At 66.0% G+C, this 18637-nt stretch carries 10 protein-coding genes and 1 rRNA gene; 4 read left to right on the forward strand and 7 right to left on the reverse strand.

What is annotated here, in order from left to right; all coding sequences use genetic code 11:
• Positions 1–125: 125 nt before the first annotated feature.
• A 5S ribosomal RNA gene (gene rrf, locus IPG14_RS03975) occupies positions 126–243 on the reverse strand.
• Positions 244–327: 84 nt separating this feature from the next.
• Here rrf and IPG14_RS03980 point away from each other — a divergent pair.
• Positions 328–825 (forward strand): hypothetical protein, encoded by a 498-nt coding sequence (locus tag IPG14_RS03980; RefSeq protein WP_343385274.1) that lies wholly within the window; start codon positions 328–330, stop codon positions 823–825.
• Positions 826–831: 6 nt separating this feature from the next.
• On the opposite strand, the gene IPG14_RS03985 is transcribed toward IPG14_RS03980, so the two are convergent.
• The 3 genes from IPG14_RS03985 to IPG14_RS03995 form a co-directional block, all read right to left on the reverse strand.
• Positions 832–1971 carry a VIT1/CCC1 family protein gene (locus tag IPG14_RS03985; protein WP_343385275.1) on the reverse strand — a complete coding sequence of 380 codons (1140 nt, stop codon included), beginning with the start codon at positions 1969–1971 and terminating at the stop codon, positions 832–834.
• 91 nt (positions 1972–2062) lie between these two features.
• Positions 2063–2479: a hypothetical protein gene (locus tag IPG14_RS03990; RefSeq protein ID WP_343390956.1), complete on the reverse strand. Its 417-nt coding sequence runs from the start codon at positions 2477–2479 to the stop codon at positions 2063–2065.
• A gap of 156 nt (positions 2480–2635) precedes the next feature.
• On the reverse strand, positions 2636–10954 hold the full coding sequence (locus tag IPG14_RS03995) for a choice-of-anchor K domain-containing protein (protein ID WP_343390957.1): 8319 nt from the start codon (positions 10952–10954) through the stop codon (positions 2636–2638).
• A gap of 561 nt (positions 10955–11515) precedes the next feature.
• Here IPG14_RS03995 and IPG14_RS04000 point away from each other — a divergent pair.
• Both IPG14_RS04000 and uvrA read left to right on the forward strand, forming a co-directional pair.
• Positions 11516–12508 (forward strand): oxidoreductase, encoded by a 993-nt coding sequence (locus tag IPG14_RS04000; protein WP_343390958.1) that lies wholly within the window; start codon positions 11516–11518, stop codon positions 12506–12508.
• A gap of 126 nt (positions 12509–12634) precedes the next feature.
• The gene (uvrA, locus tag IPG14_RS04005) at positions 12635–15826 is read left to right on the forward strand and encodes an excinuclease ABC subunit UvrA (RefSeq protein ID WP_343390959.1); all 3192 of its coding nucleotides are present in this window, start codon (positions 12635–12637) and stop codon (positions 15824–15826) included.
• On the opposite strand, the gene IPG14_RS04010 is transcribed toward uvrA, so the two are convergent.
• The 3 genes from IPG14_RS04010 to hisI form a co-directional block, all read right to left on the reverse strand.
• Positions 15823–16554, reverse strand: a complete 732-nt coding sequence (locus IPG14_RS04010; protein ID WP_343388190.1) for a dihydrofolate reductase family protein — start codon at positions 16552–16554, stop codon at positions 15823–15825. The two genes, uvrA and IPG14_RS04010, sit on opposite strands and share 4 nt — an antisense overlap.
• Before the next feature lie 117 nt (positions 16555–16671).
• The gene (locus IPG14_RS04015; RefSeq protein WP_343385282.1) at positions 16672–17172 is read right to left on the reverse strand and encodes a tyrosine protein phosphatase; all 501 of its coding nucleotides are present in this window, start codon (positions 17170–17172) and stop codon (positions 16672–16674) included.
• Positions 17173–17517 (reverse strand): phosphoribosyl-AMP cyclohydrolase, encoded by a 345-nt coding sequence (gene hisI, locus IPG14_RS04020; protein WP_343390960.1) that lies wholly within the window; start codon positions 17515–17517, stop codon positions 17173–17175.
• Positions 17518–17600: 83 nt separating this feature from the next.
• Here hisI and IPG14_RS04025 point away from each other — a divergent pair, with 83 nt between their 5' ends.
• Positions 17601–18626 carry a DUF4328 domain-containing protein gene (locus IPG14_RS04025; protein WP_343390961.1) on the forward strand — a complete coding sequence of 342 codons (1026 nt, stop codon included), beginning with the start codon at positions 17601–17603 and terminating at the stop codon, positions 18624–18626.
• Positions 18627–18637 lie beyond the last annotated feature (11 nt).

Below are 18637 nucleotides of genomic sequence, written 5' to 3' on the forward strand. Positions count from 1 at the left end.
GGCTAGCTCTGTCACTTCCGGGGCGCCCCGTCCCTTCGCTATTGGAACGCAAAAGGGGGCTGCACAGTTACCGTAGTACACTTCCGGAAACCAAAAAACCGCCTGTTTGGGCGGTTCTTTTGTTTGACCGGCGGCGGCCTATTTTCCCACCTAGTTGCCCGGGCAGTATCGTCAGCGCTGAGGCGTTTCACTAACCGTGTTCGGGATGGGAACGGGTGGGACCACCTCGCTCTAGCCACCAGAGTCTGTAGTATGCCAGCCTCAGCGCGTTGACGCAAACCCCCGCGGTTTGCCTGTTTTCGTGGCGGAAGGCATGGTGGGCCACCCATGAAATCGCTGCTTCTTCTCGTGCTTGGCGGCCTTTGCGGCGCGATCGCCGCAGTCCTCGCATTCACGGTCGATACCGACTTTAGCGCCGGCGAGGCCGATGGCGCAGGCGGCGGCAACCTCAGCCTCATCCTGACCGAAGAGGCCCTGGCCACCCTCGTCGCCAATCAACTTTCCACGCTCCCGGGCTTCGGCGTGAGACCCGCCGTCGAGGTCACGGTCGGTTCGAACGGTCTCGTGAAGTGCGACATTGCTGTCGGCGGGCTCGGCGTGGGCTTTCGTAGTTCCATCACCGTTAACCCGAACATCGTCGATGGGAGCCTCCGGCTTGAGGTCGTCGATTCCTCGCTGGGAGAGCTCGCGCTCCCCGAACAGGTCCGTAACGCCATCGAGGCCCCGCTGGCTTCCCGCATCGAATCGCTAGCAGGCGGCCTGGAGTATCGCGTGACATCGATCCGGACGACAGAACACCGATTAACTATCGAGGTCGAGATCTAGCGGAGGTCAGATGCCCGTGCCGGCGCCAATGAGGCTGCCCACCGCAAACGACACCGTCGCCCCGATCGCGCCGAAAACGACCATCCGCGTCCCGGAGAAGAGGATGCTCCGGCCGGTGAAAAGCGTCGTTACGGCGCCGGTGAAGAACAGACCGGCGGCGCTCAGCACACCGCTCAGGGCAAGGCCCGTGCTGCCGCCGAGGAACAGCCACGGCAAGATCGGGATGACGGCGCCGAGGGCGAAGGTCACGAACGACGTCCCTGCCGCCACCCAGGCATTCCCTGCTTCCGATTCGGACATGCCGAGTTCTTCGCGGACCAGCGTGTCCAGCGCCGTCTGGGGCGTGGCCAGGATGCGCTTCGCGGTGGCGCGGGCATCCGCTTCGGCAAGTCCCTTCGCCTGGTAGATGAGGACGAGCTCCTCTTCCTCTTCTTCCGGGTTGGCTTCGAGCTCTTCCCGTTCGATGGCCACCTGGCGGGCGAACGCCTCGGCCGAGCTGCGGACGCTGACCCACTCGCCCAGCGCCATGCTGATCGCCCCGGCGAGCAGGCCACCGACTCCGGCCAGGAGGACGAAATCGCGGCCCGGAGCCGCACCCGCGACGCTCATGACAAGGAGCAGATTCGACACGAGCCCGTCGTTTGCCCCGAGAACTGCGGCACGAAGTGCGTTGCCGCTCCCCGAGCGGTGCCTGCCCTCGATCCGGGCGATATCAACGTCACCCCGGCTGCCCGTCCCGTTCCGGCTGATCTCGCGAAAGAGGCGCGCGTGTGACCGCTCGTCGGCCGGGAGGTTCGCTTCGACGGCTTCGGGCTGGTCGTCGTACACCGCCGTCGCTGCCATCTCCATGCGCGTGACGATCGGGCTGACAACGCTGGTACCGAAGCGGCGCGCAATCCAGCCGAGGGTCTTCACCCGCAACGAGGGCTTGTAGTTCGGCACTTCGACACCGGCCGAACGCAGTCGGTCGGCCCAGAGCGCGCCGTGGCGGTCTTCGCTTGCGGCCAGTCGGGAGTAGAGCTCTCGGAGGTGGGGATCCTTCTCCGCTCCGGCGAGCAGCCGGTAGAGGGCCGCCCCATCGACTTCCTCTCGCAAGTTGCGTTGATAGCGCTCGATGTCTGAAAGGAAGGGGTCGGCTTTGGCCATGCGCCCAGCGTACCGCCTGTGGCGCTCCGCGGCCTCGGCGCCGGCTATACGCAGCTATTTGGGCTGACTAATCCGGGAGTGGCCGTGTACGTCAGTCCGGCTTCAAGAACGCCACCCCGTCGCAGGCCACCACGTCCTCCGCCGCGTCGCGCAGGCGTTGTTTCGCCTCCGCGGGCGGGTCCGGGATCGGACTGTCGCTGAAGCCAACGAGGGCCGAGAGGGATTGTTCTTTCTTAAACGCGTCGACCGTTGCCTGGAGCCTGTCGGAGGCCTCGTCATGCCACTCATCGAGGTCATCGGGGGGGTCGGAATCCTTGAAGGCCTTGACGAACTTCTCAAGTGGCTCCACCAGCAGCCCGACGGCCTTACCGGAGTCCGTCTGCGTGCTGGCGGCCTGGATCGCCGCTTCGAGGTCCGTCCGGAGCTCGGCGCTGGCTTCGCACAGTTGCGTGACGAAGTTCTCGTCGCTGGGCTCGTCGTCGGAGCATGCGACGAGGAGGACCGGCACGGCTACAAGCGTGGCGGCGGCTCTGCAATAGCGTCTCAGCATGAATACACGACTCCCGGACGGCGCTGGCCGCGCCTAAAGCATCGGACTCCAGTGCCGGGATGGACAGGGGCCCCTGGGGGCCCCTGCGTAGTTCATTCTCCGCGCCCCGGCGGACTAACGCCGGACTCGGCGGCCAGCCCCCACGAAGAGGAGGCCCCCGGCGATGGCAGCCAGCCCTAACAGGACGAGCAGGAGGTTAGAGCGGCCGACCGGGCCACCGAAGAAGCCCTGGCCGGTGCTCGGCGCGAGTGGCGTGGGCGAGCCGGGACCCGGTGTCCGTTCGCCCGCGGTGGTCGCCTTCGGCGTCGGCGTCGACGGCACCGCGGTGCTCGTCGGCGGCACCGGTGTGCTCGTCGGCGGCACGGCCGTGCTTGTCGGAGTCGGCTGCGGCCCGCAGTTGACGCACGGTGGGTCCGTGACGACCTTCCGGTTCGTGAACGCGACCGCGGCCGGGACGTCTCGTCCGGGTGTGACGTTCGAGACCGTGGCTGGAGTCAGCGGGACAAAGTCCGGCGAGTTCGTGTTCACCGGACCCTCGCTCACCTGGTAGTCGGAGCAGAGCGGCAGGCCGGTAAACACGGCCTTTCCGGCAGAGTCCGTGACCGCCTGGCGATTGATCCCGCAGGCCGCCGAACTGACGGTGATGGTCCAGCCATCGTCGTCGTCCGTCGAGACGATATTCGGACCGCCGTTGCGGCTCGTCACAGCAGTCTTGCTGACCACGATCGAACCGAGCGGGCGGTTGTAGAACGTGATGGTGTCGACATCGCTGTACGCGAGCGAGACGAACGAGATGGGGCCGGGAGTGAAGACCGGGCCGTCGTCGTCGACGACGATCCCGACCGGCTGATAACCGGCCTTCGCGCCTTCGGTCACGGTGTACACACCCGTCAGGACACCGGGCAGGATGATCTGCCCGCTCGCATCCGTTGTGAACACCTGTCCCGCGGGGAACTGCGGGCCTGAAACGGTCATGGGCCAGTTGGCGAGCATCGGCTCGCCCGGGTCCTGCGCGTGGTCGCCGTCGAGGTCTTCCACCTTCTGGATGATCAGGGTCCCGGTGCTGGCGACGATGCCGCACTCGGTGTTCAAGAAGGTGAAGGTCACTGCCAGGTTCTCGGCACTGACTGTCTTGGCGCCGTCCTGGCTGGTCGTCCGATACGTCCGTATCGGGTTCGGCTCGGGGCACTGACCGGCGATCGCCTCAACTTCGGCGGCCGCATACGTGCCGTAGGGGACCTTATCGATGGTGACGCTTCCACCACCCCCGCCGATGGGGATCGAACGGCTGGCGAAAGCCTGCTCGTTGCGGGTGAGGTTGAAGTCCCAGTCGCCATCGCCAGGAAGGTTCGGGTTACCGGCGCCGACATTGTCGATCTTGATGATCTGGACGGTGCCGCATTCGATCTCGATCGTCGCTTCATCGGCATTCGCGCCCGGCGCACCGGCGGGCTCGTTCGCAGCCGTGACCGTGACCGAGTTCACCTGCGGCTCGCACGTTGCCGGCGAGGCGACACTGGTGACGATGATCGTCTTCGCGTTGGCGTCGCCGGGCAGGATCTCCTTGAAGGTGCAGACCACCGTGATATCGACCTGACAGCCGATCGTGTTCGTGGTCCATCCGGCAGCACCGGGGCCCACCGGGATGACATCGGTGACAACGACGTCCTTCGCCACGCCGGGGCCGAGGTTGGTCACCTTGATGGTGAACGACATCTGCTCGCCGTAGCCGACGGGCGACTTGTCGGCCACCTTTTCGATGACGACATCGGGGCAGAGGACGGTGATGTCGCCGCCGTCGGTCGCAGTGTCGCCGCCGCCGAAGGTCGATGCCGCGGAAGCGGTGTTCGGGATGGCCTGGCACTGGGCGGCCGTGGTCGCGGCGGTGAGCGTCACGCTCGCTGTCGCATTCTTGGCCAGGTCGCCGAATTCGCAGGTGAGCACGCCGGCCGTGATTTCGCAGGTTTCGCCCGCCGGGTTCGGTGTCCAGGCAAAGCCCGTGGGCACCGTGTCCGTGAGGACCACGTCGCGGGCAACACCGTCGCCGACGTTCTTGACCTCGATGGTGAAGGCCACGTTTTCGCCGGCGTTCACTGTCCCACCGTCGGGGGTCTTCTTGACCTCGAGGTCTGGACAGTTGACCACGATGGTGGCGCTGGAGTTGTTCGGGCCGTCAGCCGCGGCTTCGTTGGTCGCCGTGGCCGTCGCCGTGTTCGGCAGTTCGCCGCACTGGGCAGCCCCTGTCGCTCCCGTCACCGTCACGCTGACCGAGGCGCCCTTCGCCAGCGTGGCCCAGTCACAGGACAGCACCCCGTTGGTGATTGAGCAGGCAGCCACCGATGGGTTGATCGACCAGGCGACGCCGCTGGGAAGCGTGTCGCTGAGGTGGACGCCGCTCGCCGTCCCTGTCCCCGTCTCGTTCGAGTTCGAGACCGTGATCGTGAAGGACGCCGTATCGCCGGCGCTGATCGGCGAGTTGTCGGCCGTCTTCAGGACGGAGATGTCGGGGCATTGAACCGTGATAGTCGCCAGCGGCGACTCGCGGAAATCCGCCGTCCCGACGTATTGGTCATTGCCTGCGGAGGCGAGCGCGTAGTTCGTCAAAACCGTGCAGTGCGCCGGTGTTGTAGTCGCGTAGACCTCGATGGAGATCTCGTCATTGGGAGCCATGGAGGCGAAGTCGCCCCCCGAGCAATTCAGCATCGTGCCCGTAATCGAGCAGTCCGCGTGATTCTCGTTCCAGGTGAGGCCCGTCTGGTTCGGGAGCGAGTCCTTCACCTCGACGCCGGTGGCTGTGCCCGCGCCGGTGTTCTTCACCTTGATGATGAAGCGCGCCTCATCGCCGGCGTTGATCGGGGAGGCCTTCGCCTCCTTGGTGACGACGATGTTCGGGCAGTTGACGACGACGGAGTCGCTTGCACTGTTGTTGCCCGTGTTGCTCTCGTTACCGGCACTGACCGTGACGGCGTTGGTGAGGTTGCCGCAGGCGCCAACGCGGTCGGCGCCGATGGCCTCGCCCTCGATGACGATGACGAAGCTGGTGGACCCGCTCGCGGGGACGGTGACATTCCCGAACTGGCAGAGCAGGTTGCTCAGGAGGGTGGCGCAGATGCCGCTCGGCGTCGTCGAGGTCGCGTCCCAGCCGGACGTGCCCGCCGGAAGCACCTCATGGAGCTCGACGTTCTTTGCGACCGTGCCGGGTGTGCCCGAGACAGTCACCGTGATGGTGAACTGCATCGTGCCTCCGGCGCTGATCGTCGCCTGGCCGGTGTTGTCCTTCTCGACGGTAACGTCGGGGCAGTTGACCTGGATCTTCTCGCCTTCGCGTGCGGTGCCGTCGTTCGTCGTGGTCACGACTGCTTCCACGTTGTTGACCTCGCCGCAGGTCGCGACGGTGGTGGGCGAAGCGATGTGGACGGTGCGCGCGTTCGCCTTCGCGGTGGGCGGCATGTTGCCGAAGTTACAGGTGAGCGTGTTGGACGCGATGGAGCAGGAGCCGTCATCCGGGTTTTCCGCCCAGGCGAGGCCAGCGTTCGCAGGGAGTGCGTCCGTCAGTTGGACGCCGTAGGCAGTGCCCGCGCCCTCGTTCCAGACCCTGATCGTGAAGCCGATGTTGTCCGTCGCGCTGACGGCGCTGGCATCGGCTACCTTCTCGACCTTGATCGAAGCGCAGTTGACGCCGATGGAGTCCGTCGACGTATTGTTCGCCAGGACACTGGACGGTTCGTTCGTCGCCGAGACGGTCGCAGTGTTCGAGACGAGCCCGCAGACCGCGGCGGGCGCGGTGCCGGTCAACCGGATCTCGACCTTCGCGGCTGCCGCGAGGGTCGCGAAGCTGCAGGTCAGCACGTCCGGGTTCGGGGCCGTGTTGATGGAGCAACCGGCGACCAACGGGTCGATCGCCCAGGTGATGCCAGCAGGCAGTGAGTCGCTGACCTGGACGCCCTTGGCCTCGCCAAGCCCGATGTTCTCGACCGTGACGGTGTAAATGGCAAGGTCGCCGGCGTTGAGCGGGCCGTTGCCTACCTTCGTGATCTTCACATCGGGGCACCGCACCGTGACGTTGGCCGTCTTCGGGGTGATCGACGTGGGGCTATTCGTGGCGACGGCGGTCACCGTGTTCGAGACCTCGGTGCAGGAGGCTGCGGTCGTCTTACCGGTAACCGTCACCGAGACGGTCGCGCCGGCCCCGAGCGTCATCGTGCTGCTGCCGGGGCAGCTCAGGACGTTGCCGCTGATATCGCAGTCGGCGCCGCTTTCAGCGGTGATGTTCCAGCCGGTAACGGTGCTAGAAAGCGTGTCGCTCATCGCGAAGCCCTTCGCCGCGCCGGCACCAGAGTTGGTCGCCGTCATCGTGAAGGTGATGTCGTCGCCGGCGTTCAGCGGGCCGGGAGTGACAGCCGTCTTCGTCAGCGTGACGTTCGGGCAGTTCACGGTGATGGTCGCGGTCGACGAGTTGTTGGACCCGTTCACGTCCGCGGCGATGGGGTCGGTGTGGATCGTCGCGGTGTTCGAAATGGGCTGGGCGGAGCACATGGCCGGGTTCGAAGGCGCAGTGAACGTCACCGTGCGGGTGTCGCCGGGGTTGAGGTTGTTGAACGTGCAGGTGTACGCCGAGCCGCTGCTCACCGGGCCTCCAGGCGTGCATGCGCCGGCATCCGCGCCGCCCTTCGTCCAGCTGAGGCCGCTGCCGGGCATGGTGTCGTTCAGGACCACCGACTGTGTCCCCGTGCCGCCGGCCGTAACCGTCACGGTGAAGACCAGGTTGTCGCCCGCGGTGACGGTGCCGTTGCCGGTCTTGGAGACCGACGGGTCCGGGCAGTTCACGAGAACGGAGGCCGGCGTGCCCTGCTCGCTGGTGATTCCCAGGAGGGATGCGGTCGCGCCCGTGTTCGTGATGGTCCCGCAGGTGCCGCCCGCCGCCGGGAGCCCGGACGTGGTCGTGCCTGTGACACTCACCGTTATCGACCCACCCGCCGGGACGGTCAGGTTCGAGCAGTTGAGCACGCGGTTCCCCACCGGGCCGCTCACGGCGCACGCCCCGCTCACCGAAGACGTTTGTGCCGTGCTAAGCCAAGAGACGCCGGCCGCCGAGGGCAGGCTATCGGTGACGGACACGCCGGTCGCTTCAACGGATGTGCTGTTCGAGACGGTGAAGGTCCAGCCGATGTTGGCGCCGGCATTCACCGGGCCCACAGGGTTGGCGACCTTGCTGATCGTGATCGACGGGCAGTTCACCGTGACCGTGGCCGGGCCGGAGTTGCTGGCCACGCCGAGCACGGTCGCGGTAGCCACCGGGTTGGTGTGCGGCCCGCAAATGGCGCGGGTGGTCGCGGTACTGGTCGTCGCGGTCGCCCGCAGCGTGACGCTGGCGCCGGCGTTGAGTTCGATGCCCGAGCAGGACAGGACGTTGCCGGCGATGTTGCAGGTCCCGGGGTTCAACGGCGTTTCCGTGGGCGGCGTCTGCCAGGCGAGGCCGGCCGCCGTTGGGAGCGTGTCGGAGACCGTCACGCCTGTAGCAGGCACGCCGCTCGTGTTCGTCACAACGATGTCGAACTGGACGTTCTGGCCGAAGTCAACGTTGCTGTCGACCGCCGACTTGGTGATCGAGAGGGTCGGGCAGGTGACCGTGACGCTGTTGCTGTTGTTCGTCTGGACGACGGTGCCGCCCGGGACTCCGCCGACTGCGGCAAAGGTGGCCGTCGCGACGTTGGTGTACTGAACGCACTGTGTGGAACCCGTAACGGTTGGAGCCTTGACAGGGACAGTGATCGTGTAGGTGCCGTTGGCGGCGGTACTCGCAAGAGTACAGCTGAACCCCGTCGCGCCCGGTACGGCGCCGTTGGGAGTGCATGTCATCTTGGCCGCCTGGCCGTTATCCGCGGAGTCGGTGATAGTCCCGTTGACCGTGAACCCCGGGGGAAGGGTGTCGGTGATCGTCGCGTTCGCGACGGTTGGCCCGCTGCTCACCACTGCCGTAAGCACCCAGTTGAAGGTGCCGCCGCTCCCGAGCGGAGAAGGCACAGCGGAGCTGCTCTTCGAGAGCGTGAGCGTTGGGTTGATGCAGCCGGTTACGGCCAGGTCATCAGAGGCGCTTGCCGGGCTGGGCGTCCCCCCGCCGCCAGTGATGGTTGCAGTATTGGTGTATGTCGTGCAGTTCGACTGCGGGAAGTTCGCCGGGGCCACAACGGGTACCGTGATGATCTTCGTGCCGACCGATGAGTTGTTCTGAAGGGTGCAGGTGAAGCTGGTGGCCCCCGCGGGCCCGGTGCACGATACGTTCGACGAGTTGTCGGTCACTCCCCCGGTGCCAATCACCCATCCGGGAGGAAGCGTGTCGGAAATCGTCGCCACGGCGGTCGTGGGGTTGACGCCAACCGTGACAGTGACGGTCCAGGTCGCCGTCCCGCCAGCGGCGACGCTGTCCTGGGGCGTGCTTGTCTTGGCGATGCCGAGGGTGCCGGGACAGGCGGTGTTCTTGAAGTAGACGTGCTTCGTCTCTCCGGCGGCGACGGAGATGCCCGTGTGAGCCTGGCCAACGACTGTCGGGTTCGTTTCGGTGCCGTGCGTGGTCACGTAGGAACCGACGACCGCGCCGCAGGTGGCGACACTTCCGGTGTCGGTTTCGGTGACGGTGTAGGTGCCGGGAGCGATGCCGGTGAAGGACTGCTGGCCCGCATCCGTAATTTGAATCGGGGACTTGGACGTGCCACCCGAGAGTGCGAAGTCCCATTCCTGGCTGGAGTTGACGAGCGAGCCCGCCTCTTCCTTGTGGACGACGATCGTGCCGGATGCGGTGACTGTCACGGTGTCGCTGCAGTCGTTATTGCCCTCATTGGCCTCGGTTAGCAGGCTATCTGGATCGACCTTGCAGACATTGCCAGCGCCGGCGGCGGGATTCAACAGAGTACCGGGCGTCGTCGGAGTGACATCGATCGTCACCGTCCAAGTGCCACCGGGGGCAAGGGTAAAAGTCTCCCCCGTGTCGACATCGCAATCGACGGTAGTCGGACCGGTGCTTGAGCTGTTCGGAGTGCAGTCTGCATTATCCGATGTCTCGCCGGGGGCGCCGTAGGTGGCACCGGCGGGTAGGTCGTCCTCCAGAATGTCCTGGCCCGCGCCGAACACGGCATTGGTATTTCCGACGTTTGCAACGGTGATTATCCACTGGAAGGTTGGGTCAGCCATGTTCACGGAGTCGATCTCGACGCCGCCCTTCTTGGCGACCTTGGTGACGGTGAGGTCGGGACTCTGCGGGATAGTGACGCTGATCGTGTCGGCGCAGAGGTTGTTGTTCTCGAACATCTCCTCTTCGGTGTTGTTCGGGTCGACCTTGCAGATCCCGCCGGCGGCGGGGTTGGAGAGCGTGCCGGCCACCGCTAGGGTAGGCGTGGCGAGAACGTTGAAGGTCAGTGTCGCGCCCACAGCCTGGGTCGTATTCGCGCCGGTGCGGGTGCACTCGAACGTCGATGGCCCCGTCGCCGAGGAGAGCGTGCAGGCGTAGCCGGAGGGTTGCGTCCCAAGGACGTAGTTGGCCCCTGCCGGGAGGTTGTCGCGGAAGACCACGTCGCCCGTCGCCCAGTTGGCAGCGACGGCGCCACTGTTGCTCACGACGAACTTCCAGAGGAACTGGGTGCCCGAGTTGACGGTTTCGAGGTTGGAGGTGTCACCAGCGTTTCGTGACGTCTTGATGACTGTCAGGTCGGGCTTTGCGATGACGATCTTCCCGTAGAGGCAGCCCCAGTTCTCCTGGCCCTCCGCAGTCACAAAAGACGGAGTGAACGTCTCCGAGGTCGGCAGCGCCGGGCAGGCGCCGTCCGCATCGCGTTCGAATGCAACGAGCTGGAGCGTGTACTGGACTGCGCCGACGGTGAAAGCCGTTCCCGCCGGGACAGTGGGTACCACGCGGTCCGGGCAGGGCGTGCTGTCGCCCGCAATTTGGTAGGCGCAGTTGCTGTAGCTTCCGGAGTTGCTGGTCTCTTCGTGGGCCAGGGTGATCGTAATCGGCGCTGTAACCACGCCAGGGGCCGAAAAGGCGAGGTTCACGTTCATCGTGGCCCCGGAGATGCTGGTGCCGCCGTTAATAGGGCGGTTGAAGTGGGTAAAGCGCCCCAGGTAAACGGTCTCACCGTCGTTGAAGCTGTCTGCGGCGGGGATTCCGTTCCACTTGTAGCCGCTCTGGTTGGCTGTGGACGGGCATCCAGTTCCTTCGGTGTCGCCCCAGTGGACCTCCTGCGTGCCGAGACCGACAACGCAAGTCCCGCCGCTGAGGGAAGGAAACGTTCCATTGGTGGTGCTGAGCGTGAAGCTCACCGCCTTGGCTTCCTTCTGAACCGCCACGCCCCCAATGAGGGCGGCGAAGACGGCGAAGAGGCCGAGCATCACGAGGATGCCCTGGCGGCGGCGGGTTTTTCCGTAGAGTGCGAGAGTCAATGGGTGCTCCGTCCTTGTCCGGCGGCGCGCTTCGAGTCGAGTTCCAATCCTCCCCAGGAAGGCCCGGCTCTCCGTTCAGCGCGTCGCAGGTAGTCCCTCGGTCAGTGGCCGTCGCGGCATCGAGGAATGCCGGCGGCTCCACAGCACGGTGTGGTCCGTCGCCCACAGAAAAGCCGTCGGCGGGGGTGGGGCGCCCCCATTGGTACAGCGGACGCATTCGCGGCAACCGCGTCCACTATTTAGCTACCGGGCGGTAGCTAACGTTGCCTTCGGGTGAAAATGTAGGGGAGAACCCTTATGTCCGGCAAGGTTTTGTAAATGTTTATGTCGTAAGAGCCCCGTAAGAAGCGGGAGTGTCCCTCACCCCCAAACCCCCTCCCGGGCCTGGGAGAGGGGAGTTCTTCGTAGCGGGTGGGGGTGGATGTCCTGGGGATTGTGCCGGCGCTTCGGCGCAACCGCACTGCACGCCGTTCGCCACACAGGGAGTTTTCGCCGGAGGGCCGCTTGCCGGTTCGGCGGCGCCAAAGCACGCTTTCCGCACTACGCAGCGGGGAGCTTTGCATGGGATACCGGGCCATCGTCGTCGACAAGCAGGGAGACGGCATCGCCGTCGCCACCAGGGAGCTGAGCGAGGCCGACCTCCCCGCCGGCGAAGTCACCATCAAGGTCGAGTGGAGCTCGATCAACTACAAGGACGGGCTCGCGCTCAGCCCCACCGGGCGGGTGATCCGGAGCTACCCGATGGTGCCCGGCGTGGACCTGGCGGGGACGGTCCTCGAATCCGCCGATGGGCGCTTCGCGAAGGGCGACAAGGTGGTGGTCACCGGCTACGACGTCGGCGTCGCCCACCCCGGCGGGTTCGCCGAACTGGCGCGCATCCCCGCGGACTGGGTCATGCCGCTGCCCGCCGGCCTGACGACGAAGGAGGCGATGGCGCTCGGCACGGCCGGGTTCACCGCCGCCCTCTCGGTCGAAGCGCTCGAACACAACGGCCTCCGCCCGGACCAGGGCACGGTCCTGGTCACCGGCTCCACGGGCGGCGTCGGCAGCACGGCGGTCAACATGCTCGCCCAGCTCGGCTACACCGTCGCCGGGAGCACCGGCAAGGCAAGCGAACACGACTTCCTGCGAGCCCTCGGCGCGACCGAGATCCTCACGCGCGAAGAGGTCAGCGCCGAAAGCAACCGCCCGATGGAGGGCGAACGCTGGGCGGCCGCGGTCGACCCGGTCGGCGGCGCCACTACCGCCTACCTGATCCGTTCGGTGAAGTACGGCGGCGGGATCGCCCTCAGCGGGCTGGCGGGCGGGACCACCGTCCCGACGACGGTGTTCCCGTTCATCCTCCGGGGCGTGAACCTGCTCGGCATCGATTCGGTGTTCTGCCCGTTGCCGAAGCGCCAGCGCGTCTGGGCGCGGATGGGCAAGGACCTGAAGCCGAAGGGGCTGATCGAGTCCATCGCGGTTGAGACGGACCTGGACGGAGTAGCGACGGTCTGCGCCGAGATCCTGCAGGGGAAGGTGAAGGGCCGGACGCTGGTGCGCCTGGGCTCCTGACATCGTGCTGGCAGGAGGAGTCTAGAACGGGCGTTCTAGGGCTGCTATGCTTCCTGTCGCCGCCTCCAAAGCGGGCTACACTCGTAGGCCCGAGCAATCGGCGACTCCTCCAAACGGAAGGCCGAAGTGCCCCTCGACCACATCCTCGTCCGCGGCGCCCGCGAGCATAACCTCAAGAACATCACCGTCCGCATCCCGCGCGACCAGCTCGTGGTGATCACCGGGCTCTCCGGCTCGGGGAAGTCGTCCCTTGCGTTCGACACCATCTACGCGGAAGGCCAGCGCCGCTACGTCGAGTCGCTCTCGGCCTACGCGCGCCAGTTCCTGGGGCTGATGGAGAAGCCGGATGTCGACCACATCGACGGGCTCTCGCCGGCGATCTCGATCGACCAGAAGTCGACTTCGAACAACCCGCGGTCGACGGTCGGGACGGTCACGGAGATCTACGACTACATGCGCCTGCTGTGGGCGCGGGCCGGGCGCCCGCACTGCCCGGAGTGCGGGCGGCCCATCGAGCGCCAGACGGTGCAGCAGATCGTCGACGCGACGCTGGCTTACCCGGCTGGTTCCCGGCTCCTCCTCCTGGCGCCCGTGGCCCGCGCGAAGAAGGGCGAACACAGCGGCGTCTTCGAGGAGGCGCGCCGGGCCGGATTCGTCCGCGTCCGCATCGACGGTACGGTCCACGACCTCGATGAGGTGACGGCGCTCGACAAGAAGAAGCGGCACGACATCGATGTCGTCGTCGACCGGCTGGTGGTGCCTGAGCCGGGGGCCGACCCGACGGCGACGAGCCGCATCGCGGACTCGGTGGAGCAGGCCCTGAAGGTGGGCCAGGGAGTGATGATCATCGCCCATGCCTCGGGCGGCGAGCCGGAGCGCGTGTTCTCGGAGCACTTCTCCTGTCCGTACGACGGGACATCGATCGGCGAAATCGAACCCCGGACGTTCTCGTTCAACAGCCCCCACGGCGCGTGTACGAAGTGCACGGGCCTCGGCGTCGAAATGCAGATCGACCCGGCGCTCATCGTCCCCGACCGGACGAAGTCGCTGGCGGGCGGCGCGGTAGAACCGTGGTCGAAATCGCCGAGCGTGGCCGGCTGGTACCTGCGCCAGCTCGAGGCGGTGGCGGAAGACCAGGGGTTCACGGTCGATACGCCGGTGGGCGAACTGGACGAGAAGCAGATGCAGGCGCTGATGTACGGCACCGGCGAGCGGCTCCTACGCCTGCGGTTCACGAACCAGTACGGCCGCACGCAGACCTACGACACGAAGTTCGAAGGCGTGGTGACGAACCTGCAGCGCCGGTACAAGGAGACCGACTCGGACTACATACGCACCGAGATCGAGAAGTACATGGGCTCGGTGCCGTGTCCCGAATGCAAGGGGCGGCGGCTTCGGAGAGAGGCCCTGGGCGTGCTCATCGATGGCAAGCCCATCGTGGAAGTAACGAACCTGAGCATCACCAGGGCGAGGGCATGGTTCGACCATCTCGCCTCGCCAGAGACGCCACTGAACGTCCGCGAGCGGACCATCGCCTACCAGATCCTCAAGGAGATCCGCGGACGCCTGGAGTTCCTGGTGGACGTCGGGCTGGAGTACCTGATGCTCGACCGGGTGAGCGGGACACTTTCGGGCGGCGAGTCGCAGCGCATCCGGCTGGCCACGCAGATCGGCTCCGCCCTGATGGGCGTGCTCTACATCTGCGATGAGCCTTCGATCGGCCTCCACCCGGTGGACGGCGATCGGCTGATCAAGACGCTGGAACGCCTGCGGGAACTCGGGAACACGGTGCTCATCGTGGAACACGACGAAGCGATGATGCGCGCCGCCAACTGGATCATCGACATGGGGCCGGGAGCGGGCGTCCACGGCGGCCACGTGGTAGCCGAGGGCGACATCGAGGCCATCAAGGCCGCCGAAGGCAGCCTCACGGGGGCCTACCTTTCAGGCCGCCGCGAGATCCCGATGCCGAAGGAACGGCGGGCGGGAAACGGCAAGCACGTCCGGATCCGGGGCGCTCGAGAGAACAACCTGCGCAACCTGACGGTCGACATCCCGCTCGGGAAGTTTGTCGCGGTCACGGGTGTCTCCGGATCTGGGAAGTCTTCGCTGATCAACGAGATCCTGGTCAAACGCGCGACGAACGTGCTGCATGGGGCGAGGCAGCGGCCCGGCCTGCATGACGCGGTCGAAGGGCTCGAGCACCTGGACAAGATCGTCGACATCGACCAATCGCCAATTGGGCGAACTCCGCGCTCGAACCCGGCCACCTACACCGGCGCGTTCGGGATCATCCGCGACATGTTTGCCTCGGTGCCTGAGGCGAAGGCCCGTGGCTATGGCCCGGGGCGGTTCAGCTTCAACGTCAAGGGTGGGCGCTGCGAAGAGTGCTCAGGAGACGGTTACAAGGTCGTCGAGATGCAGTTCCTGCCGGACGTCACGGTGCCGTGCGAGGTCTGCCACGGGAAGCGCTACAACCGCGAAGCACTCGAAATCCTGTTCCGAGGGAAGAACATCGCGGAAGTGCTGGACATGACCGTCTCGGAGGCGGCGGAGTTCTTCGAGCGATTCCCGCGGGTGAAGCGGATCCTCGACACGCTCGAAGCAACAGGGCTTGGCTACATCCACATCGGGCAACCGGCGACCACTCTTTCCGGCGGAGAAGCACAGCGGATCAAGCTCGCAAGCGAACTCTCCCGCCGCTCTACCGGGAGGACACTCTACGTACTGGACGAACCGACGACCGGGCTCAGCTTCCAGGATGTGGCGCACCTGCTGGACGTGCTCCAACGGCTGGCCGATGCGGGAAACACGGTCCTTGTAATCGAGCATCACCTGGACGTGATTAAGGCCGCGGACCACCTGATCGACCTTGGTCCCTACGGCGGTGACCGCGGTGGCGAACTCATCGCCCAGGGAACGCCTGAGGCCGTCGTCGGCGTCGAGAAGAGCTTCACGGGCCGGTACTTGCGCCCGATCCTCGAGGCGGCGGGGACATTGCCATCCGCGGCGCCGAAGAGGGCGCCCGCCGCACGGAACGGGAAGATCGCGGCTGGACTAACTGCGGGCGAGGCAGCGGTGAACGTGGAAAGCGCCTCGCGGAAGCGTGTGACGTCGAACGGGGCGAAGGGCAACGAGGAAGCAGCGGCAGCCGCTGCAGCGACGCTCGGCGAGCGGATCTCGCGTGAATCGGCGCCCGTGGCGGAGCGCCCAAAGACGAAAGCAGCGGAAAAGCGGGAGCGCCAGGCGGCACACCCGCGCAAGGAAACGGCGAGCGAGAAGGACCTGCGGGAGACGCGGGAGCGCGCCAAGAGTTAGCGGCGGGCGCGGTAGCGGCAGTAGAGCTCGCCGGTCGCGTCGTTCGGAATGGCCCATACGAGGTCGAAGCGCCGGAGCTCATTACGGGCGAACGCTTTCGCACCGCCGACCGGCGTAGGGGTATCTCGGCCGCCAACGACGACGGGGCCGATCGTGACGAAGTATTCGTCGATGACGTCGAGCCCGAAAAGGCCGGCGTTCAGCGAAGGACCGCCCTCCACCAGGACCACGCTGGAGCCGAGGTCATGTCGCATGTGCTTCAACATCGCATCGAGCGGACCGAGGACGGGGAGCATGTGCACCGGGCGTCCCGTGGCTTCAATGGCCTGCCGGCGAGCGGCAGGGGCTTCGTCCGAGAGGTAGACGACCGCGTCGAAGTCGCGGGCTGTGAAGAACGGCCGGTCGAGCGGCAGGTCGCCCGACCGGGAGATGACGGCGGCGGTCGGAGCGCGCGGCTTTCCGCGTGCGACCCGGATTTGTTCAAGGCCGGAGTCTCCGAGTCGGGATGACGTGCCGCTGGCCCGGAGGGTGCCGGCGCCGGTGAGGACGATGTCGGCGTTTACGCGAAGTTCGCGCATGAGCCGCTGGTCCACCTTGGAGCCGATGCCCTGTTCGGTCGTTTGGACGACGGCCTTCCCATCCAGCGACATGACCATGTTGGTAATGATGTAGGGCCGGTTGGCGGGAGCCGGGGGCAAGTCGAGTGCGGTGTAGTCGGGTTTCGGCATCAGGCAATCACGATTCACGATCCCGATTCGGCCGGCAAGTGCCAACCGATGGGGCGCAAGATGACTTCCCATCCAAGGGTGAGGCCGAGGTCAGCGGCGTCAGGGCCGGGAAGATCTTCAAGAGGCCGCAGATCCGAATGCTTCAGGGCCAAACTGAGCGATCCAGGAACGCTGCTCCCCGGTATCAGGGCAGTCGCGGCCTCGGGCCATGCGGACACGATGCCACGCCTCGGCAGGCTGGATTCCACCAAGGACCATGAGCGCAGCGGCGATCGTGGGCCCGCGCCCCACGCTGGCCCAGCAGTGGACCGCGATGCCATCACCGGACCGGAGGCGGTCGTTCCATGAGGTGAGATGCGGGTGGGCGCGCTCGAATGGTGCGACCTGGAGGTTGCCGACGGGGAAGTGGGCGAACTCGAGGCCGGCTTCCTCGCAAGCGAGGGGGACCCTTTGGAGTTCGGCGAGCACCACTTCTTCGGGAGTGAGGGCCGAGACCAGGACGCGAAACCCGGCCAGCCGGAGGTTGCGGAGGTCGTCATCGAGGAACCACCCGGCACGTGGCCGGCTACAGACTGCGAGCTGGCCGGCCCAAGGGCCGTCGACCGGCCAGATGTCCACCTAACGGCCCTCCAGGTCGCGGCCAAGATCGAGCTCGCGGTAGTAACAGGTGGAGTTGCCGGTGTGGCAAGTGGGCCCTTCAGGGCGAGCGACAACCAGGAGCGAGTTGGCTTCGCAGTTCTTGTGGATGCTCACCAGGTGGAGGCGGTTTCCGCTGGTTGCGCCCTTCTCCCAGAGCTCATCGCGGCTGCGGCTCCAGAAGGTGACGAGGCCGGTGCGGTAGGTTCGCGCGATCGACTCCCGGTTCATGAACCCGAGCATCAACACTTCGCCCGACCGGGCATCCTGGACGACGGCGGGAATGAGACCAGCGGAATCGAAGGAGAGGACTGATTCTTCGGACACTATGGTCCCAGTCTGCCAAAATCCGGTCGCGGTGTCTTGGATTCACCGATCGCACTCTTGAGTCGAGACGGGAGCTTCGGCAGATGGTCTGTTCGCACTGTGGCACCGATGCCCCCGAAGGCTCTGGCTTCTGCGTGAATTGTGGCCGGGGGCTTTTCGCCGCAGGCCAGGCGACCGAGGCAGAACGTCTCCCCGCCGCGGCAGCGGCGCCGAACCCTCCGCTGGACGCAGTCCTCCCAACAACGGGGACCAGCCCGGTTCCCGGGAGCGAAGCAGCACGATGGAGCGAGGCGGCGAGCAAGCCATTCCGCTATGGCGACGCCTGGTATCAGCGGAGCGACGGGACAACCTACCGCTGGAACTCGGCGAATTCGGCGTGGGCACCCGAAATGGAAGGCCAGCTGCCATTCTTCATGCGGCGGCCCGGGTTCACGTCACTTCGGACGCCGGCTATCTGGCTCTGTGCGCTCTTCGGTGTGTTCGCCCTGCTAACGCTTGTGGCAGCAATCTCTGATGTCCTTTATTTCGCCGTCTACGACGACATTGCGAACGGCGAATTTGTGAAGCCCTCGGACATAGACAGTGCAGAGACGTTCTTCAACGGCATGAAGGGATTCCAGAGCCTCGTGGTTGTGGGGATCGTGCCCTTTTTCCTCTGGTGGACTCGCCGGGCAACCTGCAACGTTCGCGCCCTGGGTGCAGCGGCCCCCGAGTTCGGTCCAGGATGGGCGATCGGCTGGTGGTTCGTCCCGTTCGCGAACTGGGTGCAGCCGGTACGCGTCTTGAACCAGGCCTGGCGGGCCAGCGATCCCGGTCTGCCGGCGGCGGAGACAGACGGGTGGAGGCGAACCCGCCTCACTCCCTTGCTACCGATCTGGTGGGTGGCATACCAGGTCGTCAGCGCCGTGTGGACCACGGTTTGGGGTTCGATCGACCCGAAGGCCATGGATGACCGCGACATCGCCAACCTCACGAGCGCGGTTGCCCTGCTGGACGTGCTCATGCTGGGCGTTACCGGGCTGACTATCTGGGTCGTCTTCGCACTCACGCGCCGCCAGGACCAGGCAAATGCACGGTTTGATATTCGAGGGGGATCATCTCCGTCGTAGCCGTTTCACGT

The sequence above is a fragment of the Candidatus Amarobacter glycogenicus genome (genome assembly GCF_016704105.1).
In the GTDB taxonomy this organism is placed as follows: domain Bacteria; phylum Chloroflexota; class Dehalococcoidia; order Tepidiformales; family Tepidiformaceae; genus Amarobacter; species Amarobacter glycogenicus.